At 72.6% G+C, this 25,045-nt stretch carries 25 protein-coding genes; 9 read left to right on the top strand and 16 right to left on the bottom strand.

The genetic code is table 11. From position 1 onward, the window contains the following. Nucleotides 1–15: 15 nt before the first annotated feature. Genes GA0070213_RS11180 through GA0070213_RS11170 form a run of 3 tightly spaced genes read right to left on the bottom strand, consistent with a single transcriptional unit; the run spans nucleotide 16 to nucleotide 2,947 of the window. Nucleotides 16–504 carry an SRPBCC family protein gene (locus GA0070213_RS11180; RefSeq protein WP_091061696.1) on the bottom strand — a complete coding sequence of 163 codons (489 nt, stop codon included), beginning with the start codon at nucleotides 502–504 and terminating at the stop codon, nucleotides 16–18. After that, on the bottom strand, nucleotides 504–2,198 hold the full coding sequence (locus tag GA0070213_RS11175) for an ABC transporter permease (protein WP_091061694.1): 1,695 nt from the start codon (nucleotides 2,196–2,198) through the stop codon (nucleotides 504–506). The genes GA0070213_RS11180 and GA0070213_RS11175 overlap by 1 nt, the downstream gene beginning before the upstream one ends. After that, nucleotides 2,183–2,947: an ABC transporter ATP-binding protein gene (locus GA0070213_RS11170; protein ID WP_091062367.1), complete on the bottom strand. Its 765-nt coding sequence runs from the start codon at nucleotides 2,945–2,947 to the stop codon at nucleotides 2,183–2,185. Before GA0070213_RS11170 ends, GA0070213_RS11175 begins: the two co-directional genes overlap by 16 nt. Before the next feature lie 154 nt (nucleotides 2,948–3,101). On the opposite strand from GA0070213_RS11170, the gene GA0070213_RS11165 reads away from it, so the two are divergent. After that, nucleotides 3,102–3,602, top strand: a complete 501-nt coding sequence (locus tag GA0070213_RS11165) for a SigE family RNA polymerase sigma factor (RefSeq protein ID WP_091061692.1) — start codon at nucleotides 3,102–3,104, stop codon at nucleotides 3,600–3,602. Further along, nucleotides 3,595–4,449 (top strand): hypothetical protein, encoded by an 855-nt coding sequence (locus GA0070213_RS32170; protein ID WP_245716374.1) that lies wholly within the window; start codon nucleotides 3,595–3,597, stop codon nucleotides 4,447–4,449. The genes GA0070213_RS11165 and GA0070213_RS32170 overlap by 8 nt, the downstream gene beginning before the upstream one ends. A 51-nt stretch (nucleotides 4,450–4,500) precedes the next feature. Here the strand turns inward: GA0070213_RS32170 and GA0070213_RS11155 are convergent, their stop codons facing one another. Together GA0070213_RS11155 and GA0070213_RS11150 are read right to left on the bottom strand one after the other, a co-directional pair. After that, nucleotides 4,501–6,141 (bottom strand): sodium/solute symporter, encoded by a 1,641-nt coding sequence (locus tag GA0070213_RS11155; RefSeq protein WP_091061690.1) that lies wholly within the window; start codon nucleotides 6,139–6,141, stop codon nucleotides 4,501–4,503. Beyond that, nucleotides 6,141–6,596, bottom strand: a complete 456-nt coding sequence (locus GA0070213_RS11150) for a hypothetical protein (protein ID WP_091061688.1) — start codon at nucleotides 6,594–6,596, stop codon at nucleotides 6,141–6,143. Before GA0070213_RS11150 ends, GA0070213_RS11155 begins: the two co-directional genes overlap by 1 nt. A 169-nt stretch (nucleotides 6,597–6,765) precedes the next feature. Here GA0070213_RS11150 and GA0070213_RS11145 point away from each other — a divergent pair, with 169 nt between their 5' ends. The 3 genes from GA0070213_RS11145 to GA0070213_RS11135 all read left to right on the top strand — a co-directional run bounded on the left by GA0070213_RS11145 (nucleotide 6,766) and on the right by GA0070213_RS11135 (nucleotide 9,071). After that, on the top strand, nucleotides 6,766–7,317 hold the full coding sequence (locus tag GA0070213_RS11145; protein WP_175441299.1) for a Uma2 family endonuclease: 552 nt from the start codon (nucleotides 6,766–6,768) through the stop codon (nucleotides 7,315–7,317). Nucleotides 7,318–7,378: 61 nt separating this feature from the next. Further along, the gene (locus tag GA0070213_RS11140) at nucleotides 7,379–7,900 is read left to right on the top strand and encodes an RNA polymerase sigma factor (protein WP_217628608.1); all 522 of its coding nucleotides are present in this window, start codon (nucleotides 7,379–7,381) and stop codon (nucleotides 7,898–7,900) included. Beyond that, nucleotides 7,887–9,071 carry a WD40/YVTN/BNR-like repeat-containing protein gene (locus GA0070213_RS11135; RefSeq protein ID WP_091061684.1) on the top strand — a complete coding sequence of 395 codons (1,185 nt, stop codon included), beginning with the start codon at nucleotides 7,887–7,889 and terminating at the stop codon, nucleotides 9,069–9,071. Before GA0070213_RS11140 ends, GA0070213_RS11135 begins: the two co-directional genes overlap by 14 nt. Before the next feature lie 75 nt (nucleotides 9,072–9,146). Here GA0070213_RS11135 and GA0070213_RS11130 read toward each other — a convergent pair whose 3' ends face one another. From GA0070213_RS11130 to GA0070213_RS11110, 5 genes are all read right to left on the bottom strand, one after another. After that, nucleotides 9,147–9,809, bottom strand: a complete 663-nt coding sequence (locus tag GA0070213_RS11130) for a DUF5701 family protein (protein WP_245716355.1) — start codon at nucleotides 9,807–9,809, stop codon at nucleotides 9,147–9,149. A 50-nt stretch (nucleotides 9,810–9,859) separates the two neighbouring features. Next, nucleotides 9,860–10,627 (bottom strand): LytR/AlgR family response regulator transcription factor, encoded by a 768-nt coding sequence (locus GA0070213_RS11125; RefSeq protein ID WP_091061680.1) that lies wholly within the window; start codon nucleotides 10,625–10,627, stop codon nucleotides 9,860–9,862. Then, nucleotides 10,624–11,847, bottom strand: a complete 1,224-nt coding sequence (locus tag GA0070213_RS11120; protein WP_091061679.1) for a sensor histidine kinase — start codon at nucleotides 11,845–11,847, stop codon at nucleotides 10,624–10,626. Before GA0070213_RS11120 ends, GA0070213_RS11125 begins: the two co-directional genes overlap by 4 nt. Nucleotides 11,848–11,857: 10 nt before the next feature. After that, on the bottom strand, nucleotides 11,858–13,363 hold the full coding sequence (locus GA0070213_RS11115; protein ID WP_091061677.1) for a sugar transferase: 1,506 nt from the start codon (nucleotides 13,361–13,363) through the stop codon (nucleotides 11,858–11,860). 281 nt (nucleotides 13,364–13,644) lie between these two features. Beyond that, complete coding sequence (locus GA0070213_RS11110; RefSeq protein ID WP_091061675.1) at nucleotides 13,645–14,505, bottom strand: Fpg/Nei family DNA glycosylase; 861 nt, start codon at nucleotides 14,503–14,505, stop codon at nucleotides 13,645–13,647. 24 nt (nucleotides 14,506–14,529) lie between these two features. On the opposite strand from GA0070213_RS11110, the gene GA0070213_RS11105 reads away from it, so the two are divergent. After that, nucleotides 14,530–15,780 (top strand): glycosyltransferase family 4 protein, encoded by a 1,251-nt coding sequence (locus tag GA0070213_RS11105; protein WP_091061673.1) that lies wholly within the window; start codon nucleotides 14,530–14,532, stop codon nucleotides 15,778–15,780. A gap of 18 nt (nucleotides 15,781–15,798) precedes the next feature. Here the strand turns inward: GA0070213_RS11105 and GA0070213_RS11100 are convergent, their stop codons facing one another. Beyond that, nucleotides 15,799–16,293, bottom strand: coding sequence for a GyrI-like domain-containing protein (locus tag GA0070213_RS11100; RefSeq protein WP_245716354.1), 495 nt, complete (start codon nucleotides 16,291–16,293; stop codon nucleotides 15,799–15,801). A gap of 148 nt (nucleotides 16,294–16,441) precedes the next feature. Between GA0070213_RS11100 and GA0070213_RS11095 the strand changes: the two genes are divergently transcribed. Next, nucleotides 16,442–17,251: a phytanoyl-CoA dioxygenase family protein gene (locus GA0070213_RS11095; protein WP_091061669.1), complete on the top strand. Its 810-nt coding sequence runs from the start codon at nucleotides 16,442–16,444 to the stop codon at nucleotides 17,249–17,251. An 8-nt stretch (nucleotides 17,252–17,259) separates the two neighbouring features. Continuing rightward, on the top strand, nucleotides 17,260–18,078 hold the full coding sequence (locus GA0070213_RS11090) for a TrmH family RNA methyltransferase (RefSeq protein WP_245716353.1): 819 nt from the start codon (nucleotides 17,260–17,262) through the stop codon (nucleotides 18,076–18,078). A gap of 158 nt (nucleotides 18,079–18,236) precedes the next feature. Here the strand turns inward: GA0070213_RS11090 and GA0070213_RS11085 are convergent, their stop codons facing one another. The 4 genes from GA0070213_RS11085 to GA0070213_RS11070 form a co-directional block, all read right to left on the bottom strand. Continuing rightward, a complete protein-coding gene (locus GA0070213_RS11085; protein ID WP_091061665.1) occupies nucleotides 18,237–18,956 on the bottom strand; it encodes a CDP-alcohol phosphatidyltransferase family protein in 720 nt (239 codons plus the stop codon). Then, complete coding sequence (locus GA0070213_RS11080) at nucleotides 18,931–19,998, bottom strand: iron-containing alcohol dehydrogenase family protein (protein WP_091061663.1); 1,068 nt, start codon at nucleotides 19,996–19,998, stop codon at nucleotides 18,931–18,933. The genes GA0070213_RS11085 and GA0070213_RS11080 overlap by 26 nt, the downstream gene beginning before the upstream one ends. Then, nucleotides 19,986–20,717 carry a phosphocholine cytidylyltransferase family protein gene (locus tag GA0070213_RS11075; protein ID WP_091061661.1) on the bottom strand — a complete coding sequence of 244 codons (732 nt, stop codon included), beginning with the start codon at nucleotides 20,715–20,717 and terminating at the stop codon, nucleotides 19,986–19,988. Before GA0070213_RS11075 ends, GA0070213_RS11080 begins: the two co-directional genes overlap by 13 nt. A gap of 85 nt (nucleotides 20,718–20,802) precedes the next feature. Next, complete coding sequence (locus GA0070213_RS11070; protein ID WP_245716352.1) at nucleotides 20,803–21,252, bottom strand: NUDIX domain-containing protein; 450 nt, start codon at nucleotides 21,250–21,252, stop codon at nucleotides 20,803–20,805. A gap of 112 nt (nucleotides 21,253–21,364) precedes the next feature. Between GA0070213_RS11070 and GA0070213_RS11065 the strand changes: the two genes are divergently transcribed. Then, nucleotides 21,365–21,757 (top strand): CBS domain-containing protein, encoded by a 393-nt coding sequence (locus GA0070213_RS11065; RefSeq protein WP_091061657.1) that lies wholly within the window; start codon nucleotides 21,365–21,367, stop codon nucleotides 21,755–21,757. A gap of 70 nt (nucleotides 21,758–21,827) precedes the next feature. Here GA0070213_RS11065 and GA0070213_RS11060 read toward each other — a convergent pair whose 3' ends face one another. Beyond that, nucleotides 21,828–24,881 carry a malectin domain-containing carbohydrate-binding protein gene (locus GA0070213_RS11060; RefSeq protein ID WP_425412814.1) on the bottom strand — a complete coding sequence of 1,018 codons (3,054 nt, stop codon included), beginning with the start codon at nucleotides 24,879–24,881 and terminating at the stop codon, nucleotides 21,828–21,830. Nucleotides 24,882–25,045: the final 164 nt, after the last annotated feature.

Below are 25,045 nucleotides of genomic sequence, written 5' to 3'. Positions count from 1 at the left end.
GCCGAGCGGGCCCGATCAACCGGGCAGCGAGCGACGGGCGGCGGCCAGCACCTCCGGGTCGGCGCAGCCGGCCGCGTACCCGGCGATCCGGCGGCGGATGTCCCGCCCGAGCAGCCACCCGCCGATCCGTTCGGCCACCGGCCGCAGGAACGCCGGACGGCACCGGAAGTTGTAGCGCCAGGTCGCCACCGTGGTGCCCGGCTCCGGGCCGGGCGCGAAGCGCCACCCGCCGCCGAACCGCTCGAAGAACCACGGCCCGCGGACCATCTTCATGCCCACGTTCGTCGGCGGCGACCAGGAGACGTACTCGCTGACCATCACCAGGCCGTGCCGCGAGCGGGTGAAGGTGCGCACACCCCGACCCGGGTGGGCCGCGCCGTCGAGAAAGTGCTGCTCGCGGACGAACGGGTCCCACCGGTAGCGCACCGGGGCGACGGTCTGCGAGACGGCGAAGGCCACCTCCGGCGGAACGCCGACGGTGACGACCGCCTCGACGACCGGCATCAGCGTCTCGGGGTGACCGCGGCCAGCAGCTCCGGCTGCCGGCGGTCCAGCGTGTCCCCGGCCAGGTACGCGCCGAGCAGCGCCGCGCCCGCCCCGTAGGCCAGGCCGACCGGCAGCGCCAGCCAGAGCCAGACGTCGCCGAGCAGGGCCGCGGCCACCACGAACGGCACGGCCGCCACCGCCGAGGTGATCATGGAGAGCAGGGTGAGCAGGCTCTTCGCGACGCCCGCGCCGGTGTTCATGGCGAACGGGTTGCTCGTCTCCGGCAGCGAGTAGGCGCCGAGCACCGAGATGAACACGTTGATGGCCAGCCCGCAGCCGTACGCGGCGAACAGCCCGCCGGCCATCACCCCGAGCCATCCGGGTCGCCCGAGCACCACCGCCACCACGACCGAGATCACCAGGAGGATCGGCACCACGTAGAGCGAGAACGCCGCCATCCGGGCGCGTAGCTCCACCCGCCCGGGCACGCCGGCGACCACGTTGGCCGCGTACGCGCTGCCGTCGAAGCCGAACTGGTTGGCCAGCGTCAACGAGGCGAGCACCCCGACGAAGACCATCGAGATGCTGACCAGCACCGGGGACGGGTCGGCGGCGGAGTCGCCGAACGACGTACCGGCCTCGGTGCTGAACGAGACGCCACCCAGGTTGACCATCACCGGCACGAACACGCCGATGACCGCGACCGTGATCAGGTTGGCCCGCCGCCGGGCGTCCCGCCACCAGTAGCGGCACTCGCGCGCCACCAGCGCACCGAACCGGTCCCGCCGGGCCCAGCCGACCGCGCGGGGGAAGAGCTGCGCGATCGCGCCGCCGAGCGCGCCGCGCGGGGCCTTCGCCGGCCCGGCGCTCACCGCGCCGACCATCGCCGACTCCAGCGACCGGGACCACCAGAACAGGAGTACGCCGAGCGTGGCGACGCTGATCAGCAGCTTCACCACCGCCGCGCCGGCCCGGCCCTGCGCCATGTCGACGCCGGCCGTCCAGGGCGCGCCGAACGGCGTCCAGCCGACCACCCGGGCCACCCCGGTCAGCCGGTCCCAGTCGGCGTTCCGCACCGCGCCGAGCACCAGTAACTGCAACGGCCCGAGCAGGGCCGCCAGCACGGCGAGCAGCACGGCGGCCAGGTCGCGTACCCGGCGGGACCGCAGCATGGTGGCGAACGCGCTGGTCACCGCGCGGGCCCCGGCCACGCAGACCAGCACCCCGACGACCACCCCGACGGCGCCGACCAGCGCGGCCGACCACCCGCCCAGCGCGGCGGCGGTGACCACCAGCCCGGTCACCGCCAGCATCACGGCCACCGCCGGGACGCTCACCAGGGCGGCGGCGAACAGGCCGGTGACCAGGGTGCGGCGGGAGAGCGGCAGCAGCGCGAACCGGGCCGGGTCCAGCGTCTCGTCCACGCCGAAGAAGACCAGCGGCAGCAGCAGCCAACCGAGGGTCAGCACGCCACCGCCGAACGCGGCGGTCATCAGCGCGTACCGGGGCTCGTCGGTCATGCCCGGAGCGGCCAGCAGCAGGAAGCCACCCGCGGCGAACCAGAGCGCGAACAGCACGCCCACCACGAACAGCGCGATCCGCCACGCCTGGCCGCGGAAGTTGTTGCCGAGCACCCGCAGCTTCAGCCGGACGAAGTGGCGGGCCGAGACGGCCCGTGCCGGCCGCTCGTCGGCGCTCACCGGGACAGCCACGACAGCTCCTCGCCGGTCGCGGTCCGGCCGCCGACGACCTCGACGAACACGTCCTCCAGCGACCGGTCGCCGCGCACCTCGGTCAACGTGCCCACCCGCTTGATCGTGCCGTCGGCCAGGATCGCCACGTGCGAGCAGAGCCGCTCGACCACCTCCATCACGTGGCTGGAGAAGACGACAGTGCCGCCGCCGGTCACGTAGCGGTGCAGGATGTCGCGGATCAGCGCCGCCGAGACCGGGTCGACCGCCTCGAACGGCTCGTCGAGCACCAGCAGGCGCGGGCCGTGCAGCAGAGCGCAGGCCAGACCGATCTTCTTCTTCATGCCGGCCGAGTAGTCGACCACCAGGGTCCGGCCCGCGTCGGTGAGCGCCAGCACGTCGAGCAGTTCCGCCGCCCGCTGGTCGACCACCGCCGGGTCCATGCCGCGCAGCAGACCGTGGTACGCCAGCAGTTCCGCCCCGCTCAGCCGGTCGAAGAGGCGTACCCCGTCCGGCATCACGCCGAGCAGGCTCTTCGCGCGTACCGGATCGGCCCAGACGTCGTACCCGAGCACCCGGGCCTCGCCCGCGTCGGGCCGCAGCAGGCCGACGGCCATGGAGAGGGTCGTGGTCTTGCCGGCCCCGTTCGGGCCGAGCAGGCCGTAGAACGAGCCGGTCGGCACGGCCAGGTCGACGCCCGCCACCGCGACCTTGGTGTCGAAACGCTTGGCCAGGCCACGAAGGTGCAGGGCCGGGTGCTGATCGGTCATGGTCCGACGGTAGCCCGCGCCGGCCAACGCTCACTCCGGCCCGAGGACGATCTTCCGTCATACCTGAGGGGTACGGCGTCGGATCACCGACCGTCGTGCAACCGGGGACTCCGCCGGGGGGTGTCAGGCGCAGGGACGGCAAACGGGGAGAGAGATGGATCCGGACAGTGGGTTCGAGGAGTTCTACCGGAGCAGCAGGCAGCGGGTGGTCACCGTGCTCTACGCGCTGGGCGGTGACCTGACCGAGGCCCAGGACGCGGCCCAGGAGGCGTACGTGCGGGCCTGGCAACGCTGGTCGAAGGTCGGCGCGTACGACGACCCGGAGGCCTGGGTGCGCACCGTGGGGCATCGCCTCCTGGTCAACCGCTGGCGGAAGGTACGCAACAGTGTGGTCGCGTACCGGCGGCACGGGCCACCACCGGCCGTCGGTCCACCGTCGGAGAACACCGTCGCGCTGATCGCCGCATTGCGCCGGCTTCCCGCCGAGCAACGGCAGGCCATCGTCCTGCACCACCTGGCCGACCTGTCGGTCGCCGAGATCGCCGCGCAGCTCGGCACGCCCAGCGGCACCGTCAAGGCCCGCCTCGCCCGGGGCCGTCGGGCCCTCGCCACCCTGCTCGACGTGACCCTTCCGGAGGAGGTCCGCCATGCCTGACCCGATCTTCTCGGATCTCTACCGGGACACCGAGCACCTCATCTGGGCGCCCACCGAGCAGGTACGCAGTCGCGGCCGGCAACGCACTCGGCGTACCCGGGTCGCCGCCGCCCTGACCGCCGCGGTCGCGGTCGGCGTCGTCGCGTCGGGCATGGTGGCGCTGGGCCGCCACCCGGACGCCGCGCCACCGCCGGTGCCCCCGGCGACCGTCGACGCCACCACGCCGGGGCCCACGCCCTCCCCTTCCGGATCGGCCGCGCCGACACCGAGCACGGACCCAGGCCCGAGTCGGACCGCGCCCGCCGGCCCGCCTGCCACCAGCGAGAGCCCGTCCGCCCGTCCGCAGAGCCGGGCCGTGCCCGCCGCCGCGATGCTGCAACTCGCCGACCTGCCCCGCGGGTTCGAGATGACGACGCAGGTGGAGGGCGACTGGTCGCTCGAATACGTGACCCAGCACTGCGCGAACGAGTCCCCGTCACTCGCCGTCCGGCAGGTGGCCAGCCGTTCCGTGCAGTTCGACTCGCCCAGCGACTATCTGGTCGAGCGGGTCACCAGACATTCCGGGACCTCCGCCACCACCGTCATGCAGCGGGTCCGCCAGTTGGTCACCGGATGTGAGCCCGTCCAGCCCGGCGACTCGTTGTCGATCATGGCGGAGTCGCTGGGCGGCGCCGACGCGGTGCTGGTGGGCAGCGAGATCGGCGGAGTGCCGAGCCGGTGGATCTTCGTGCGGCAGGGCGATCTGGTGGCCCAGATGCGACTCGACCACCAGACCACACCGGCGGAGGCCCGCGGGACCGCGAAGTCGGTGGCGAGCCGGCTCTGCGCCGGCACCGACGCCTGCTGACGTTAAGAGGGGGCCCCGCCTATACCGAATGCGTTAAGCGGGGGCCCCTCCTTACAGGCGCAGCGACTCCGGGGTGTGCAGGCGGAGCATCGTGGTGCCGACGTCGCGGGGCAGGCGTCGCCGGCTGGCCATCGAGACCACCACCATCACGGTGAACGCCAGCGGCACCGTCCACGCGGCCGGCTGGGTGGTGAGCGTCGCCGGCCAGCCGGTCAGCGGCGGACCGAGCACCGTGAGCAGCACCGCGCCGATCGCCGCGCCGCCGCCGACCAGCACCCCGGCGGCGGCACCCAGGTCGGTCAGGCCGCGCCACCAGATGCCGAGCACCAGCAGCGGGCAGAAACTCGACGCGGCGACCGCGAACGCCAGCCCCACCACCTGCGAGACGTCCAGCCCGCTGACGTTCAACGCGAGCACCGCCGGCACCGCGCCGGCGATCACCGTGGCGAGCCGGAAACCGCGTACCGAGCCGCGGCCCAGCACATCCGTGGAGATCACCCCGGCCACGCTGGTGAGCAGCCCGGACGAGGTGGAGAGGAAGGCGGCGAACGCCCCCGCGGCGACCAGCGCGGCGAGCAGTTGGCCGGTGACGCCGCCGCCGAGCGCCGCGCCGGGCAGCAGCACCACCACCGCGTCGGTCTGGCCGGTGACCAGCAGCTGCGGTGTGTAGATCCGACCCAGCACGCCGTAGATCGTGGGCAGCAGGTAGAAGACGCCGACCAGGGCCAGCACCACAAGCGTGGTGCGCCGGGCGGCGGCCCCGTCCGGGTTGGTGTAGAAGCGCACCAGCACGTGCGGCAACCCCATGGTGCCCAGGAACGTGGCCAGGATCAGCGAGTATGTCGCGAACAGGCTGCGGTCGTCGTCGCCCGCGGTGTCCGGCAGCAGCCACTCGGTGGCGCCGATCGCCGCGCCGGACACCTCCGGCACCGGGTCGCCGGCGGCGAAGTCGAGACGGTCGCCGGGGCGTACCTCCCGGATGTCACCGTCGGGCAGGGTGAGCGTCGCGCGGTGCTCGACCACCACGGTGGTGGCGGTCCGGAACGCCGGCCCGTCGGGCGGCGTCACCGCCGGGCGGGCGTCGGCCTGCCACTGCAGCGCCAGGAAGATCGCGGGTACGGCGAGCGCGGTGAGCTTGAGCCAGTATTGGAAGGCCTGCACGAACGTGATCGCCCGCATGCCGCCCAGCGCCACGTTCGCGGTCACCACCACGGCCACCAGCAGCGCCCCGACCGGGTAGGGCGAGCCGGTCAGCGTGGCCAGCGTCAGCCCGGCGCCCTGCAACTGCGGCACCAGGTAGAGCCAGCCGATGAAGATCACGAAGACGGTGGCGAGCGTGCGCAGCCGGCGCGAGCCGAGCCGCACCTCGCAGAAGTCGGGCAGGGTGAACGCGCCGGAGCGGCGCAGCGGCGCGGCCACGAACAGCAGCAGCGCCAGGTAGCCGGCGGCGAAGCCGACCGGGTACCAGAGCACGTCGACGCCGTACTTGAGGATCAGCCCGGCCACGCCGAGGAAGCTCGCCGCCGACAGGTATTCCCCGCCGATAGCGGCCGCGTTCCAGGTCGGGCTGACCGAGCGGGACGCGACCAGGAAGTCGGAGGTGGTGCGGGCCAGCCGCAGCCCGTAGAAGCCGATGCCGACGGTGACCAGGGTGACCGCGACGATCGCCGGGACCACGTAGCCGTTGCCCATCAGCGCTCCGGCCGCTGGACCAGGTCGACGAAGTCCTGCTCGTTGCGTTCCGCCAGCCGCACGTACGCCCAGCCGACCACGATCAGGAAGGGGAAGGCGGCCACGCCGAGCAACAGCCACGGCAGGTTGACCCCGAGCACGGTGACCCGGCCGACCGAGGGCGCGATGGCGAACAGCCAGGGCAGCCCGCCCAACCCGATCAGCACCAGCAGGCTCAGCCGCAGGGCGAGCGAGAGCTGGGCGCGCATCAGGCCCTGCACCAGCGTCTCGCCGACCCGGGTCTGCTGGGCCAGCTCGGACCGGGTGCGGTCGGCCCGGTTGCCGGTGCGGGAGACCTCGGCCAGCACGATCCGGGTCCGCTGCGGCGCGCGGACCGGCTGTGGCGCGCGGGGGCCGGGGACGGAGGCCGCCTCGGCGGGCCGTCCCGCCGGGGGCTTTTCCTCCGCCGCGGTCATCCCCGGCAGTCTCGCCTGCTCGGCGTGAATGTCAAGCGCAGCGCGGAACGGCTGTGCACAACCTGTGGATAACATCCCACGCCTGTGGACAACTCGGTGGATGAGCGTGGAGTCGTTGTGGACGACCGGACCGGATGTCAGGGTGAGCCGGTAGAGAGGAGGTGTGACAGTGACCAGCCCGGCACGGCCCGGCAGCGGTGACGCCTGGACGGTCGACGACCTCCAGGACCTCCCCGAGGACGGCCAGGACTACGAGATCTTCGACGGGAGCCTGCTCGTGTCCCCACACGCGGACGTCCGGCACGGGGCGATCGCCAACCGCCTCCGCCGGCTCCTCGACCGGCAGGCCCCGCCCGGCCTGTTCGTGGGGCAGGACGTCGGGGTCAGCGCGAAGCGCTCGTCCTACTTCGTGCCCGACCTCTTCGTCGCTCACGAGGACGCCCTGGAACGGGGCGGCCCGGCACTCGCCCCGGCCGACGTGCTGCTCGTGGTCGAGGTCGTCTCGCCCGGCAACGCCGGCCGGGACCTGGTGCTCAAGCGCCACGAATACGGCGTGGCCGGCATCCCGCGTTACTGGCTCGTGGAGCCGCGCAAGCAGACCGTGACCGTGCTGGAGCACGCCGGCGCCGGCTACCGAGAGTCGGCGGTCCTCTCCGCCGCCGACACCTACCGCACCGACACCCCGTTCACGCTCGTCCTGCCGGTCGCCGACATCTTCTGAAGCGCGCCCCGGAACCTTTCTCCCGACCTCTGAGTGGGACAGGTGGAGAAAGGGGGTGAGGGTGTCCGACGGGGATCTGATCGCTGACCTCTACGCCGGCTCGTTCCGCCGGCTCGTGGTGCAGCTCTATGCGGTGACCGGCGACCTGAGCGAGGCCCAGGAAGCGGTCCAGGAGGCGTTCACCAAGGCGTTGGTCGCGCCCGGCCGGTTCGCCCGGCTGGACAACCCGGAGGCGTGGCTCCGGCGGGTGGCGGTGAACGTCGCCCGTAGCCGGCACCGGCGTCGTCGTGTGCTCGACCGACTGCTGCTCCGGATCGGTCCACCGCCCGTGGTCGCCGACCGGTCACCGGAACACCTGGCCCTGCTGGCCGCCATGCGGGAACTGCCCCAGGCGCAGCGAACGGCGCTGGGCCTGCACTACCTGGTCGATCTTCCGGTGGACGAGATAGCGGCGACCCTCGGCGTCTCCGCCGGCACCGTGAAGTCCCGCCTCTCCCGTGGGCGGCAGGCTCTCGCCGCGCTGCTCACCGAGCCCGACGTCACCGCCAGCACCAGCCAAGGGAGGATCGATGCCCGATCGTGAGTTCTCCGGCTTCGAGGTCGACAATGTCGCCGACGCCGTTCGACAACCACCGCTGCACGAGCTGCGTGTGGCGGCGCGGTCCCGCCGGCGTCGGTCGGCTGCGCTGGGAGCGACCGCACTGGCCGTGCTGGTGGCGGCGGCCGTCGTGCCGGCGGCGGCCCAGCCCGAGTGGCTCGGGTCGCCGAGTCGACCCGGGCCGTCCGCCGGTCGATTGCTGCCGGGCGTGGCGGGCGACTTCACGCTGACCGGCCCCCGGTCGGGTGTCGACGTACGCGTCGAGCCGTGTGTGCTCCGCTTCGCCCGGACCACCGACGGGGGGCGGACCTGGTCCGACTGGGACGACGCCCGGTACGAGGCGGACGACTGCCAGCCCGGGTCCAGCCTGGAGTACACGGTGCTCGCCGACGGCACCTATCTGGTCCGGGACGGGCTGCGCCGCCTCTCCACCGACTACGGCCGTACCTGGCAGGACGCGGACGAGGCGATCATCCCGGTACGCACGTTTCCGGCGAACACCCGGCCGGTGCACTGCCAGTTCGTCTGCCCGGCCGTCGACGAACCGCTGGCCGTGGACCCGGCGACGGGAATCGCCTACCGCCTCAGCGGCACGCCACCGACGCCGCTCCGACTCGCCAGCCTCTATCCCGCCTCCGACGGCAGCATCTGGACCACCTACGGCCCCGGCCGAGGCACGGTGGGGGCCCGCAGCGCCGACCGGGGCGCGACCTGGACGACCTGGAAACCGGCGACGGGCCGGAGGCTGATGGCGCTGGTGGGGATCAACAATCGCGAGGGCTACCAGCTCGTGGAGGACCCGGACGGCGAGGCGTCGCTGGAACGGACCTCGGACGGAGGTGCGACGTGGTCGGTCACCATGGCCGGGCTGCCCGGGGGAATTCAGGGCGACCTGACGGTGGGTGCGGACGGGTCCCTGTTGATCGTCACGCAGACCGGGCCGGAGTCCGACCGCACTACCGAGGTGCTGGCCAGCCACGACGACGGGCGGAGCTTCACGGTGGTGCGCGAAGGCGGCATGCCGGTCGCGTCGGTGAGCGTCACGCCGGGTTACGCCTGGGTCTTCGATCCGGGCGGCCCGGGCGGGGAGGCCGAGCATCTGTTCCTGACGCGGGACGGGCGCACCTGGTCACGGTTCTTCCTGGCCTCCGCCTGACCGGGGAGACACGATGAGGGCCGCTCGGCGGGACGGCCCTCATCGTGACGTCGTGGGTGACGTGGACGCGCTGATTCAGTCGAGGCCGACCCGGACCGGGTGCGCGGTGGCCGAGCCGAGCCAGGTGTGCGGGTTGCCGAACCAGCACCAGCCGAGCTTCGGCGCGCCCTGGCTGATCCAGAGCGCGGGCACCCGCCGGTCGCCGCAGCGGGAGCCGACCAGCGAGAAGCACCTGTTGCTGGCCAGCGCCGGCGGGTGCAGCGTGACGAAGGCCAGGCCCTCGTCGATGGTGATCGGCAGCCGGTCCCGCGCGGTCATGTCCTCCAGCGCGGCCGACGGCGGCTGGTTGCGGTACTCCTCGCCGCGGTCCACGTCGAACAGCAGGTATGCCGGCCCGGCGGGCACCTCCAGCTCCTTGATCGGGTGGAAGGTGGGCAGGTCGGCGGCGGGGAAGTTGCGGTCGAGGACGCCGGGCTTGCGCTTGCCGGCCAGCGTGGTGAGCGCGATCCGCTCTCCGACCGGCACCAGCTCCCGCGTGGTCGCCAGCAGGAACGGCACCCGCCGGTCGGTGGGCGCGGCCAGGCCGGCGGCCCCGGTGACGGCCGCGCCGCGCAGCGGGGCGAGGCGGGCGCGGAACGCCGCCTCGGGCAACCCGGCGAGCGCGGGGTAGCCGAGCGTGACCAGGCGGTCGAGCTGGCGGTCGAATTCGGCGGCGGCGTCGAACTGGTCGTCGGACATGCGGTCCTCCACCCTGTCGTACGGACTCCCGTACATTGTACGCCAGAGAGTCAGCGGCTCCAGTCCTGCTTGGCGGCCCGCACCAGCTTGTCCTTCAACTCCCGGGTGTGCCGGCGACTCACCGGCAGCTCGGTCCCGTCGATCACCACCACGTAACCGGAGTTGACCAGCCGCAGCTCCGCGATGAGCCGCAACTGCACCAGGTAGGAGCGGTGGACCCGGACGAACCCGGCGTCCGCCCACCGCTCGGCGAGCGTGGCCAGCGAGACCCGGACCAGGTGCGACCCCTCCGCGGTGTGCAGCCGGGCGTAGTCACCCTGCGCCTCCACCCACCGCACCGCCGAGCGCGGCAGCATCCGGGTGGTGCCGGCCAGCTCGATCGGGATGGTCGGATCCTCCTCCGCCCGGGCCAGCGCCGCCGGATGCGAGGGCACCACCCGCGAACCCGTCACCCGGCGCAGCGACTCGGCCAGCCGCTCGGCGCGTACCGGCTTGCGCACGTAGTCCGTGGCGCCCAGGTCGAACGCGTCCACCGCGCCGTCGTCGTACGCGGTGACGAACACGATCGCCGGCGGCCGGGCGAACCGGCGCAGCACCCGGGCCAGCTCCATGCCGTCCAGCCCGGGCATCCGGATGTCGAGGAAGACCACGTCCACGTCGTCGTCGCGGAGCACCCGCAGCGCCTCGGTCGCGTCGCCGGCCGTGTGCAGCCGGGCCACCCGGGGATCGGCCCGCAGGTGGTAGGCCAACTCGTCGAGGGCCGGCGGCTCGTCGTCCACCGCCAGCACCCGGAGGAAACCGGTGCCGGTCACCGTCATGAGGAGACCCGGACGCCGGGATGGAACTTGGGCACCCGCATGCTGACCTTCGTACCCGAGCCCAGGCCGGTCTCGACGACCAGGCCGAACCGGTCCCCGAACGCCGACCGCAGCCGCTCGTCGACGTTGGAGAGGCCGACGTGCTGCCCCGGGTCGTCGGTCGGGTCGCTGCCGACGCCGGACACCTCCGCGATGCCCGCGGTCAGCGTGGTCGGATCCATCCCCACTCCGTCGTCCTCCACCATGATGTGACACTCGGCGCCCGCGTCCCGGGCCTCGATGCTCACCATGCCGGTGCCCGGCTTGCGGGACAAGCCGTGCCGGACCGCGTTCTCGACCAACGGCTGGAGGCAGAGGAACGGCAGCGTCACCGGCAGCACCTCCGGGGCGATCTGGAGGCGCACCTGGAGTCGCTCGCCGAACCGGGCCCGCTCGATGGTCAGGTAGCGGTCGATCGACCGCAGCTCCTCGGCCAGCGTGGTGAACTCGCCGTGCGCCCGGAACGAGTAGCGGGTGAACTCGGCGAACTCCAGGATCAGCTCGCGGGCGCGCTCCGGGTCGGTGCGCACGAACGAACCGATCGCGGTGAGCGCGTTGTAGATGAAGTGCGGGCTGATCTGCGCGCGCAGCGCGCGCACCTCGGCCCGGGCCAACCGCTCCCGCGACGAGTCCAGCTCGGCCAGGGCGAGCTGGTCGCCCGCCCAGTGCGCGGTCTCCAGCGTCGCCTGCACCAGCCCCGGCGCCGGCCGCTCGTCGGCCACCGCCACCAGCGCGCCGACCACCCGGCCGTCCGCGCTCAGCGGCGCCACCACCGCGCCGCGCACCGGGCAGTCGACCAGGTCGCAGTGCAGTTCCGACTCGTGCAGCACGGTGGAGCGCCCGCTGTCGACCACCCGCCGGGCCGCCGCGACCAGCTGGTCGCCGTGGTGCGCGCCGCCGCCGTCGATGGCGAGCAGCACGTCCCGGTCCGTCAGCGCCAGCCCGGCCGCGCCCACCAACGCCCGCAGATGGCGTACGGCCTTCGCCGCGTCCGCCGCGCTCAGGCCGGCCCGCAGCGGCTCGGCGGCCAGGCCGGCGGTGTGCAGTACCTCGTACGTGGCCCGCTGCGTCGCGGTGGCGATGCCCCGGCGGGCCCGCAGCCGAAGCACCGCCCAGAGCGCCGCGGCCAACGCCGTGACCAGCGAGACGACGGCGAAGACCGCCGAGAGGTTGGCACCCACCCGCAGAACGCTAGTACGCGCCCTTGCGCGCCAACACCACCCCGACAGTCCGCCACAGGATGCTCAGGTCGTACGCCAGCGACCAGTTGTCGACGTAGTAGAGGTCGAGCCGGACCGCCTCGTCCCAGGACAGGTCGGAGCGACCGGACACCTGCCACAGCCCGGTCATGCCCGGACGCACCAGCAGCCGGCGCCGGACGTCGCCCAGGAAGTCGCCGTCGTCGGCGGGCAGCGGGCGCGGGCCGACCAGCGACATCTCGCCCCAGAGCACGTTGATCAGCTGGGGCAGCTCGTCCAGCGACGACGCCCGCAGGAAGCGACCCACCGGGAAGACCCGGGGATCCTGCTTCATCTTGAACAGCATGCCGTCGGTCTCGTTCTGGTCGACCAGGCCGGCGAGCCGCTCCTCGGCGTCCACGTACATGGTGCGGAACTTCCAGACCCGGAAGGTGCGCCCCTCGTGCCCGACCCGGGGCTGGCGGAAGAACACCGGGCCGGGGTCGGAGATCCGGATGGCGAGCGCGACGGCCAGGAACAGCGGCGAGAGCAGCAGCAGACCCAACCCGGACGCGACCCGGTCCAGCAGGCTCTTGAGCAGCAGCGCCGGGCCGGAGAGCGTCGGCTCCTCGACGTGCAGCAGCGGCAGGCCCTCGATCGGGCGGATGTGCACCCGGGGGCCGGCGATGTCGGTGAGCTGCGGCGCGACCACCAGGTCGACGCCGGAGCCCTCCAACTGCCAGGCCAGCCGCCGCAGCTCGCCCGGCTCGGCGCTGGCCGAACCGCACACCGCGATGGTGTCCCCGCCGACCTCGCGGACCAGGGCCAGCACGTCGCGGCCCGCGTACACCGGCACCGGGGTCTCCAGACCGCGGGCGGCGGCGTACCCGTCGGTGAGGTGGATGGCGACCGGCACCAGCCCGACGCCCGGGTTGCGGGTGACAGTGGTGTAGACCTCCAGGCACTCCGGGAGCGTGCCGACGAGCACCATCCGGTGCCCGGCCTGCCCCACCCGGCGGCGCAGCGCGTGCAGGCTGCCGCGCGCGATCATCCGGCCGAGCAGGATCAGCAGCAGGGCGCCGAGCAACGCGAAGCCGACCGTCCACCGGGACAGCGACGTCACCGTGGCGAAGGCCAGGAACGAGACGGTGGCGGCGACCGCCACGCCGGAGCGGATCACCCGCTTGTACTCGTCCGGCCCGAGACCCAGGTAACGCCGGTCGTACGCCCGGTTGCCCCACAGGATGAGCACCCAGCCGAGCGGCAGCAGCAGGAACGCGACCGTGTAGAACCACACCTGCGGGGAGTTCTTGAAGCCGGAGTCCGCCTGCTCGAAGATCTGCACGGCGAGGAAGCTGGCCAGGGCCGCCGAGCCGAAGTCGAGCAGCAGCAGGATCGCGATGTAGGGACGGTGCCAGCGGGAGACCCGGCGCCGGGCACGGGCCCACCCCGACCGGGGCACGCCGTTGTGGGACGGCGGTGTCGGCGGCTGGATCTCAAAGCTGTCGACGTGCCGCACGCTCTTGCTCCGGCCTGTGTCGGTTACCGGGCGCTGGAGGCTTGTCGTCACCTCAACCCATGTCCTCCCGCATGACCCGTGCCCTCACTCGCCGTGAGGACCCGGGTCGCTCACCGTTCCAGTCTCCCACGTGCTCGGGTGAGATCTGGCCGGCTCCTAGTCAGTTGTGAAGCCGGGGACCGAGCCACTATACCGATGGATGACGCCTCGGGTAGAGCCACGGAGTGGGACCTTCCGCGATCCCCGGATGATTCCGCTCAGTAATCGGCCGGTGCGGTTACTCACCGTACGAGTCGGGACAACCTTCGGTCAGCCAGCGGCTTGCCCCCGGTCTGACAGGTGGGGCAGTACTGGAGACTCGAGTCGGCGAACGACACCTCCCGCACCGTGTCGCCACAGACCGGGCACGGCAGGCCCTTCCGGGCGTGCACCTTGAGCCCCGAGCGCTTCTCACCCTTCAGCTCCGCCGCCCGCTGCCCCATCGACCGTCGGACCGCGTCGCCGAGCACCGTCCGGGTCGCCGCGTGCAACCCGGCGAGTTGCTCGTCGGTCAGCCGGTCGGTGATCGCGAACGGGGAGAGCCGCGCGGCATGCAGGATCTCGTCCGAGTACGCGTTGCCCACGCCGGCGAGCACCGCCTGGTCGGTCAGCACGCCCTTGACCTGGCCCCGGCGGCTGCGCAGCCGCTCGGCGAACGTGGGCAGGTCGGCCGCCAACGCGTCCGGGCCCAGCTTCGCCACGCCGGGCACCTGGGCCGGATCGGTGACCAGGTAGGCGGCCAGCTTCTTCTGCGTACCGGCCTCGGTCAGGTCGAAGCCGGAACCGTCGTCGAGGCGGATCCGCACCGCGATCGGGCCCTTGCCCGGCCGCAGCGGGGTCACGGACGGGAACGCCTCCCGGTAGTGCAGCCAGCCCGCGCGGGCCAGATGCACCACCAGGTGCAGATCGTCGCCGAACCGGACGTCCAGGAACTTTCCGTACCGGTCCGCGCCGGTGACCGGGCGGCCGGCCACCGCGCTGGGCGGCGGATCGTACGTCTTCAGCGCGTTGATCGAGGCCACCTCGAACCGCTCGACCCGCCGGCCGACCGCCCGCTCACGCAGGTAACCGGCGAGCGCTTCCACCTCCGGTAGTTCAGGCACGGGACAACGGTAGCCTTCTTTCCCGTGAGAATCGTGGTGGCGCACAACCGGTATCGGGAAGCTCAGCCCTCCGGCGAGAACACCATCGTCGACGCGGAGATCGAGCAGCTCACCGCGGCGGGCGTGGAGGTGCTGCCGTTCTTGCGCAGCTCCGACGAGATCCCCTCGATGTCGAAGCCGGCCAAGGCGCTGCTGCCGATCTCGCCGATCTGGGCCCCGAAGGCCCAGCACGACCTCGACCGACTGCTCGTCGAGCACCGGCCGGACGCGTTGCACCTGCACAACCCGTACCCGTTGCTCTCGCCCTGGGTGGTGCGGACCGCGCACCGGCGTGGCGTGCCGGTGGTGCAGACGGTGCACAACTACCGGCAGGTCTGCTCCTCCGGCCTCTACTTCCGCGACGGCGTGATCTGCCAGGACTGCCGCGGTCGGAAGCTGGGCGTACCGGCGATCGTGCATCGGTGCTACCGCGACTCCCGGGCGCAGAGCGCGTTGATGGCCACCACGCTCGCCGTGCACCGCCCGACCTGGAAGTCGGTGGACCGCTACATCGCGCTGACCACGGCGGTCGCCGACCATCTGCGCGACTACGGCATCCCGGCCGACCGGATCGTGGTCAAGCCGAACGCGGTGCCGGACCCGGGCACCCCCGTGCCGCCGGGCAACGGCTTCCTCTTCATGGGCCGGCTCAGCCCGGAGAAGGGGCTGGACCTGCTGCTCTCGGCGTGGCGGCGGCACCCGGTGGGCGCGCTCGGCCCGCTGCGGATCGCCGGTGACGGCGAGCTGCGACCGCTGGCCGAGGCGGCCGCCGCCGAGCGGCCGGACGTGCTCTACCTGGGCCAGCTCGACCGCCCGGGGGTACGCGCGGCGCTGGCCGACAGCGCCGTGGTGCTGGCCACGTCGACCTGGCACGACGTGCTGCCCACCGTGATCATCGAGGCGCTGGCTGCCGGCCGGCCGGTGCTCGGCACCGCGCTGGGCGGGATCCCGTACCTGGTCGGCGCCGACTCCCCCCGCGAACCCGCCGGCACCGGTCCGGCCGAGGTGGCGACCGCCGCACCCGGCGACGGTCGCGTTCCGCTGCCGACCGGCGTGCAGCGCGGCGAGGCCGGCTGGGTGGTGGCGCCCGAGGTCGACGCGCTGGCCGCAGCGCTGCCGCTGGCCTCCGCGGAGGCGCACGCGCTCGCCGCTCCGGCCCGCACCCGCTACGAGCGCACCTTCCACCCCGACGTGATCACCAAGCGCCTGATCGACGTGTACGCCTCCCTCACCTGACCGGATGCCACCCGGTCGCTACGCCGGCTCGACGGGCAGCCAGACCTCGCAGGTCGCGGTGCCGAGGCCGTCCTTCGGCTCCGGCAGGGCGACGATCTCCGGGCCCGGCCGCAGGCACCACGGGTTGAAGGGGAACCATTCGGCCGCGGCCGTGGCCCAGGTCCTCTGCAGGGTCTGCGGATACGGCCCCACGGCCCGGATGACCAGCCAGCGGCCCGCCGGGACCTCGATGACGTGGAGGTCGCCCGGGACGGGCGTGCCCGGGGACACGGCGACCCCGTGCAGGTAGGTCAGCTCGCTGCCCTCGTCGTAGTCCGGGTCGAGGTCGTCGCAGACCGCGAGCAGGCCGCCCGGCTCGGTGTCGCCGAGTGCCTTCAAGCGCAGGTGCTCCTCTGCCGGCAACGCGGCGACGTGCTGCTGAATGTGCGGGTTGACGCCTCGGTGGATCAGGGGAACCCGGGCAGCGTGCCCCACGAGCCGGAACGCGGGACGGTCGACGATACGGGTCTCCATGTGTCTGCTCCCTTCGACGGTTGGGCGGAAGCTGAGCTGCGGTGCGACCGGGCCTCCGTATCGTGGCCGTCGCTGGTGCGGCACACCCGACATGAGCGGGGCGGGAAGTGTCGGGTGATCGGGATCGGTGCCGCCACACGATGGGGGCATGGACGACACGACACTGGTATCCCGGTTCCTTCGCGACGGCTTCGTGAAGTTGGCGGGCGCCGTCGCACCGCGCGTGGCAGCGGACTGCGCGCGGCTGCTGTGGCGGGAGACCGGCTGCGACCCGGACGACCCAGCCACCTGGACGCAGCCCGTGCACTGGGTGCCCGGCATGGCGCAGGGGCCGTTCGCCGCCGCACCCAACTCTCCGTTCCTCCATCACGCGTACGACCTGCTCGTCGGCGAGGGTCGCTGGGAGCCGCGTTACTCGCTGGGCACGTTCCCGTTGCGTTTCCCGCACGGGGACGAGCCGGACGACGCGGGCTGGCACATCGAGGGCAGCTACCTCCCGGACGGTGCGAGCTGGTACTTCACCAATGTCCGCTCCCGTGGCCGGGCGCTGCTGATGCTGTTCCTGTTCAGCGAGGTCGGTGCGGAGGAATCCCCGACCCGGATCCGGGTCGGCTCACACCTCGACGTGCCGAAGGTGCTTGCGAGGTACGGGGAGGACGGGGCGAGTGGGCTGGACCTCGCGCCCGAGCTGGTGGCGGCCTCCGACCACCGGTCACTCGCCCTGGCCACCGGGTCGCCGGGCGATGTCTTCCTGTGCCATCCGTTCCTGGTGCACGCGGCGCAACCGCACCACGGGACGAGACCACGTTTCATGGCCCAGCCTCCGCTGATGCCAGCCACGCCGTACGAACTGGAACGGACCGACGGTGCGTACTCGCCGGTGGAGATCGCCATTCGCCGAGGACTGGGGCGGGACACCCCCGTTCCTGAGGTACGAGGGGCGCGGGGACGACGGTGAGGGCGCGGGTGAGTGGCCGCAATGCGCGATTCCAGCAGTGGGAGGCCCTGCTCCGCAATCGGACCAAGCGGCAGCGTCGCGGCGAGTTCCTCGTCCAGGGCGTACGCCCGATCGTCATGGCCGTCGAACACGGCTGGCAGGTCCGGGAGCTGCTCCACGACGCCGACGTCCCGCTCTCCGGCTGGGCACGCGAGACCCTGGACACCGTCCGGGCCGAGAGGTTCGCGGTCTCCCATGATCTGATGCACGAGCTGGGCGGCAAGGCGGACACGGTTCCGGAGTTGCTGGCCGTGGTGGCGATGCGGGAGGACGACCTGTCCCGCATCCCGGTCGGGCCGACCATGAACACCGTCGTGTTCGACCGGCCCACGAGCCCCGGCAACATCGGGACGCTCATCCGGTCCGCGGACGCCCTCGGCGCGTCCGGCGTCATCGTCACCGGCCATGCCGCCGATGTGTACGACCCGAAGGCGGTGCGGGCCAGCACCGGCTCACTGTTCGCGCTGCCCGTGGTCCGGGCACCCGCACCTCAGGCCGTGCTGTCCTGGGTCGCCGACGTGCGCGCCGGCGGCGTCGGCGTCGGCGTCGTGGGCGCCGATGAGCACGGCGCGCTGGATGTCGCCGAGTACGACTTCACGCAACCCACGCTGACCCTGATCGGCAACGAGACCACCGGTCTCAGCGTCGGCTGGCGTCAGGCCTGCGACCAGCTCGTCCGGGTCCCGATGACCGGGACCGCCAGCTCCCTGAACGCGGCGGCCGCCGCCACCGTCGTGCTCTACGAATCGGCGCGCCAGCGCAACGCTCGGTCGCCGGCAGCGCACTGAACACCGGTGGGCCGTCATGCTCGGCCCACCCGATGGCGGCGGCGAGGTACCGCCGCCATGGTGCCATTCTCAGCAGCCCCGCGCCGCGCCGCTCGGGCCGCCCGCGTTGTTAAGAAGGGGACCCGCCTATGCAGAATGCGTTAAGCGGGGGCCCCGCCTTACAGCGCAGCGCGCGCGGAGAAGGCGATGCTCGCGAGCAGGAACCCGCCGTTCACGACCGTGAACGCCACCACCACCCAGAACGCCAGCGCCGGCGCGAACACCAGCACCAGCCCGGCCACGAAGATCACCGCGCCGTAGTCGCGGACCAGCTTCACCAGCCGGACCGGGAACGACGTCGAGGTGACCATGCTCGCCGCGTTCGGGCCGGCCTGCATCACGGACGTCACCAGGTTGACCATCCAGGTGCCGGCGAACACCGCCACCAGCCAGACCGGCGTCGACGGGCGCTGCGCCACGGCCGTGGCGGACAGAGCGGCCACCAGCGCGATCTGGGCGGCCACGTCGCAGAGCACATCGATCCGGGCGCCCGCCGCGCTGCCCTGCCCGGTCACCCGGGCGAGCTGCCCGTCGGCGCAGTCCAACGCGTACGCCAACTGCCAGCCGACCAGCGCGACCAGCCCGACCACCCAGGCTCCGACGGTGCCGGCGGCCACCTCGTCGGCGAGCGCGACCACGGTGACCGAGGCGGCCAGCCCCAGCACCAGGTTGGCCAGCGTCAACGCGGTCGGGCGCAGCCCCAGGCGCTCGGCGACGAGCGCGAACGCCGCCCCGATCCACTGACTGATCGACTCGCTGAACAGGCCGCCGCCCCGGTTGACCCGGTGGAAGTCGGCGACGGTGGGACGGGGCTCAGCCAAGGTGGTCGCGGAGGGCACCGGCGTAGTCTGCCAGCCGCTCCCGGGTCTCGGTAGCCGACATCGCCAGGTGTTCGAGGATGGTGTAGCGGTCCGGCCGGGTGGCCGGCGCGAACTGCACCGCCTCGACGAACCGGTCGTCGGTCAGCCCCACCTCGGCGGGCAGCCGGGGCAGCCCGTGCCGGGCCAGGCAGGCCGACATCTCGACGAACCGACGCTCGTCGCCGCGCAGGAACGTGCAGAACAACGCGCCGAGCCCGGCCAGCTCGCCGTGCGAGGCCGTGCCGGGGAAGAGCGCGTCGACCGCGTGCATGATCTCGTGGCAGCCGCCGCTGGACGGACGGCTCGTGCCGCAGACCGCCATCGCCAGGCCGCTGGAGATCAGCGCGTCGGCCAGCACCGTGACGAACGCGTCGTCGGTCATGTCGCCGGGATGGTTGAGCACCGCCTCGGCGCCGGCCCGGGCCAACGACGCGGCCAGCCCGTCGACCGGCTCACCGCGCACCTGCCGGGCCAGCTCCCAGTCGGCCAGTGCGCTGATGTTGCTGACCACGTCGCCGATGCCGGCGCGGTTGTGCCGCTCCGGCCCGGCCTCCACGAAGTCCAGGTCGACGATCACCGCGATCGGGATGTGAACGCCGTAGGAGCCCTTCAGACCCTCGGTGATCAGGCTCGCCACCGGTGACGCGATGCCGTCGTTGGCCAGCGCGGTCGCCACCGAGACCATCGGCAGCCCGCGCCGGGTGGCCGCGTACTTCGCCACGTCGATGGTCTTGCCGCCGCCGATGCCGACCACCGCGTCGTACGACCGGGCGCGCAGCTTGCCACCCAGTTCGTCGGCCGCGTCCAGGGTGCCGCCGGAAACCGTGAACACGTCCGCCGACCGCAGCGACGGCCGGAGCAGTTCGGCGATCTTCTCGCCCTGCCCCGGCCCGACCACCACCGCGACGTCGCCGCCGGCCGAGATCCGGCCGTCGGAGAGGATCGCCGCCAGGTCGGCCACCGCGCCCCGCCGCACGTCGATGTGCAGCGGGGTGAGGACGCTACGGGCTAGTAGCGGCACGCGATCTCCCGCGCCCGGGCCAGGTCCTCGTGGTTGTCGACCTCGACCCAGGAGACGTCACCGATCGGCGCCGCCCGCACCTCGCCACCGCGGTCGGCGAACTCCTGGTAGCCGTCCTCGTAGTAGAGGTTCGGGTCGCGTCGCCAGGTCGCCTCCAGCGCGTCGGCGAGCGCGTCGGCCACCTGCGGCTCGATCAGCGTCGCGCCGATGTACTCGCCGTACGCCTCGCCCGGGTCCATCAGCTTGGTGATCCGGGTGAGCTGGCCGGCGGCGTCGAAGGTGGTCTTCATCTCCTCCTCGGCCAGCGGCTTGAGCGTGTCGACCGCCAGCAGGATGCCCGGCCCGCGCTCGGCCAGCAGGGTCTTCTCCACGCTCACCGGGTGCACCGTGTCGCCGTTGACCAGGAGTACGCCCTTGGCGAAGTGCTCCCGGGCCAGCCAGAGCGAGTAGGCGTTGTTCCACTCCTCGGCCTTGTCGTTGTCGACCAGGGTGATCGTGACGCCGTACTTCTGCGCCAGCTCGGCCTGGCGCTGCCGGACCGCGTCGGCCGCGTAGCCGACCACGATCACCACCTCGGTCAGCCCCACCTCGGCGAGGTTGCGCAGCGCGATGTCGAGGATGGTGATCTCCCCGTCGACCGGCACCAGGGCCTTGGGCAGGGTGTCCGTGTACGGCCGCAGCCGGCGCCCCGCACCCGCGGCGAGCACCATCCCGATCATGCCGACACGCTCCTCTTCTCGACCGATTCCACGAGGCGAGGATATCGTCGGCGACTCGGCGGCCGCGGCTCAGCCCGTGATCGCCCTACAGCCCGATCGACCGCAGCGCCGCGAAGCCGTCCGCCACGATCCGCCGGATCAGCCCGTCGTTCACGTCCCGGTGCTCGTCGAGCAGGGCCACGTCCCGCTCGGCCAGCCAGCGGAACTCGGTGTGCTCGGCCGGTGCCAGCCGGGGGCGGCTCAGGTCGCCGTCCACCCGGACCAGGAAGTCGGTCTCCACCCGCTCCAGCCCGTCGTCGCCGGTGTAGCGGTATTCGCCGACCAGGCCGAGCACGTGCGAGACGCTCCAGCCGGTCTCCTCGGCGACCTCCCGGCGCAGCGCGTCGTCGATCTCCTCACCCGGCTCGAGGTGGCCGCCGGCGATGTCCCAGCAGTGGGGGAAGAGCCGCCGCTCGGGGGAGCGACGCTGGACGAAGATGCGGCCGTCGTCGTCGACGATCAGCGCGCCGGCACAGCGGAGGGGCTCGGTGGACACCCTCCGACAGTAGCCATCCGCGCCGCGCGCGGCGATGCCCGTTCTTGTCCCGGTACGCATCGATGGCCCACCATGTCCGTAACCAGTCGCCGTCCCACAGGAGTGATGTGTGATGCAGGTTCGGGAAGCGATGTCCAGTGAGGTACTCGTGGTCGGCCCGGAGCACACGCTCCGCCAGGCGGCCCGGATGATGTCGGCCCGCGGTGTCGGGTCGGCGGTCGTGATCGACCCGGACTCCGAGGGGGTCGGGATCATGACCGAGCGCGACGTGTTGAAGGCGATCGGCGCCGGGCTCGACCCGGACGCCGAACGCACCGGCGCCCACCTGACCTGGGACGTCGTCTACGCCGGCCCGGACTGGACGGTGGAGGAGGCGGCCGCGGCGATGGCCCGCGGCGGGTTCCGTCACCTGGTGGTGCTCGACGGCCGGGAGGTGGCCGGGGTCATCTCGGTACGGGACCTGATGCGGGTCTGGGCGCGGGAGCACGCCCCGACCCGGGCCTGAGACGGGCGATGGCCCGGCCGATACCGGCCGGGCCATCGTCGTGCGGTGTTTCTCGGTCGTGTCCGCCCGGTCAGGGGCCGACGAAGACCGCGGTGCCGCGCCAGTCCACGTCGTCCACGCCGGGGCCGCTGCGCAGCGTGGCGGAGCCGGTGGGCGCGCCGTCCGACCAGTCCATCGAGGACAGGTTGCCGGTGCTCCGGGAGACGACGTAGAGCTTGTCGCCGTCGAGGAACAGGCCGGCCGCGTCGGCGAAGCCGGTGGTGCCGGCGACGGTGGCACGCTCGGCGCCGACGGTGCCGGTGTCCGGCGCGAACCCGCGCCAGAACAGCGCGCTCTGGCCGGCCAGCGTGTAGTAGACCTTGCCGCTCTTGTAGAACATCGCGGTCACGTTGGGCAGCTCGGCGGAGAAGTTCACCGTCATGCCCGCGTAGGTCGAACCCTCCGGCGCGGACCCGGTGACGACCTTGTCCCACTTCGCGTCGTGGTACGGGTCCACCTTCTTGGCGGTGCCGAACTCGGTGCCGTCGAACGAGCGCTTGTAGAGGTCGCCGCCGACGCCGTAGAACAGGTCACCCCCGACCCAGAACGCGCCCTTGACCTCCGACCAGCGGGTGTCGTCCGGGTTGGGCACCGACATCGCGGTGCCGACGCCGGTCGCGCCGTCGTACGACCGCTTGGTGATGCTGTCGACCGTGGTGGCCGGCGGCACCGGCGGCAGCTTGACGATCTCGATGCCCTGCACCAGCGGGTTCTCCAGGACCCGACCGAAGTCGACGTCGACGTTGCCGTCGCTGGTCACCGCGAAGGCCCGCATGGTGCCCTTGTTGGTGGCGCCGATCGCGGCCACCGGGTCGAAGTTGCTCAGCTTCTGCACGCCGTCGATGCTGACGTTGAACTTGCGCTTGCCCGCGGTGGCGGTGCCGGAGTACCGGTTGGCCAGGTAGAGCCGCACCTGCACCGGCGTGCCGGCCGGAACCGGGAAGTCCCACTGCATGTCCGGCGCGGGCGACTGGTCCCACCGCTCGCTCCTGAACAGCGTGGCCGGGGTGCCGGCCGGGATGGTGGCGTCGAGCGTCGCCTCCGTCGGATACGTGTTGACCGTGCTGCCGGCGTTGTGCAGGGCGCTCGGCGCGGTCGGGGTGTCGGCGGCCCAGGCCGGGCCGCTCGGCGCGGCCAGCTCCTCGCCGCCCGCGTTGACCCGGTAGAGCACGTCCGAGGCGTCCGGCGTCGGCGCGGTCTTGACGATCTCGATGCCGTGGACCAGCGGGTTCTCCAGGACCCGGCCGAAGTCGATGTCGACCACGCCGTCGCTGACCACGGAGAAGGACTGCATGGTGCCGCGGTCGGTGCCGCCGGCGGCGGCCACCGGGTCGAAGTCGTTCATCTTGAGCACGCCGTCGATGCTGACGTCGAGCTTCCGCTTGCCCGGGGCGGCGGTGCCGGCGTACCGGTTGGCCAGGTAGATCCGGACGTTCACCCGGGTGCCGGCGGCGACCGGGATGTCCCACTGCATGTCGGGCGCGGTCGCCTGGTCCCACCGCTCGGTGTTGAACAGGGTGGCCGGGGTGCTGGTCGGCACGGTCGCGTCGAACGTCGCGTTGGTCGGGTACGACTTCGCGCTGTTGCCGCCGTTGTGGTACGGGCTGGGCGTGGCGTCGGTGTCGGCCGCCCAGTCCGGGCCGCCGTCGGTCGCCGGGATGGCCGGGCCACCCGCGTTGACCCGGTAGAGCACCTCGGTCTGCGCCGCCCGACCGGCCTGGTAGACGTCGCCGGGCAGGCCCTTCGTGCTCGTCGAGTGCGGGGCGTCGCCGCCGGTCAGCGGGAAGAAGGCGAGCCGCTTGCGCTGGTACTCGTAGTTGCCGATCCACTCCTGGTCGCTGCCGAGCCAGAGGCCCTGCGGGGTCACCAGCATCTCGGTGACGCCGTAGCCGCGCGGGTGGCGACCCGGGTTCCAGGCCAGCGGCAGGCCGCTCAGCGGGTCGAGGGCCGCGATGCTGGCCCGCGGCACCGCGCCGGGGCCGGCCTTGTCGCGGGCCAGCGGGTTGTTGGACCAGCGGAAGTGGCCGCCGACGTAGATGGCCTTCTCGCTGATGCCGACGGAGAGGAAGGTGTCGCCGCCGCTGAAGTTGGTCCAGGTCGGCTTCTGGCCGGCGCCGGTGGCGTCGGTCTCCCAACGGGCCGCCGAGTCGCAGAGCGTGCCCGGGTAGGACGCGCCGGTGCTCACCACGACGAAGTACTTGCTGTCCGGCGAGAACTGCACGTCGCGCACCCACGAGTCGAACGCGCTGTACTTGCAGGCGCCGGCGTAGCCGTCGGTGTTCCAGTCGGCGACCGTGGCGGAGCTCGCGCCCAGGTCGATCCGCACGATCTGGTCGTGGACGGCGCCGTCCGCCTTCTTGAAGTTGCCGATCACCACGAGGTGCTTGCCGTCCGGGGAGACGGCCATCTTCTCGGTGCCCACGGCGGCCGACGCGCCGCCGTTGGTCGGCGTCCAGTTGTGGTGCTCGGTGAGCGCCACGGTCAGGTAGTCGTCCACCGCGCCCGTGGTCGGGTTCAGCGACACCAGGCCGTTACGGGTGGTCCCGGCGGCCGAGGTGAAGTTGCCACCCACCAGCAGGTGGTCGCCGACCAGGAGGACGTCGCTGACCGCGCCGTCGAACGCGGGGTTCTTGAACCCGTCGACAAGCGTGCCGTCCGCGACGTTGAGCAGCGCGAGCTTGCGCATGCTCTTGTCGCCGACCTTGTTGAACCGGCCGGCGACGTAGACGGTGCCCGGGGTGGGCCCGGCGATCAGCGCGTTGACGTCGCCGTCGAGCAGCGGCACGAACGCGTTGTCGATCTTGCCGGTGGCCTTGTCGAAGGCGAGGATCGCCCGCCGGTCGACAGGGGTGGGCGACGAGCCGCGGTTCTGCGCGTTGGTGAACGAGCCGCCGACGATCACCTTGCTGCCGGCGTCGTAGATGGCCAGCACGTTGCCGTCGTTGATGTTCGGCGTCTTGTCCGTGGTCAGCTCGCTGACCAGGGTGCTGTGGTCGGGCGCGACCGTGGCCGCGGGTGCGGCGAGGGCCGGGACCGGGGTGAACAGGGCGGCGATGCCGAGCACGGCGGCGCCGAAGGCGGACACCGAGCGGTGTCTCAGGAACGTGGAAGGCACAGGCTGCTCCGGGGGGAACGTCGGAGGCGCTGCGATCGTGGCCGGTGGCGACGCGAGGTGAGGCCGCACGCGGCCGACCGCAGACGTGAGGAAAACACCTTCTCGCATTCGGCCACCGCGCGTCCACCCGGGAC

Origin of the sequence: Micromonospora humi (assembly GCF_900090105.1) — a bacterium.
Lineage (GTDB): Bacteria > Actinomycetota > Actinomycetes > Mycobacteriales > Micromonosporaceae > Micromonospora > Micromonospora humi.
This window is presented reverse-complemented; position numbering and strand designations above follow the sequence as displayed.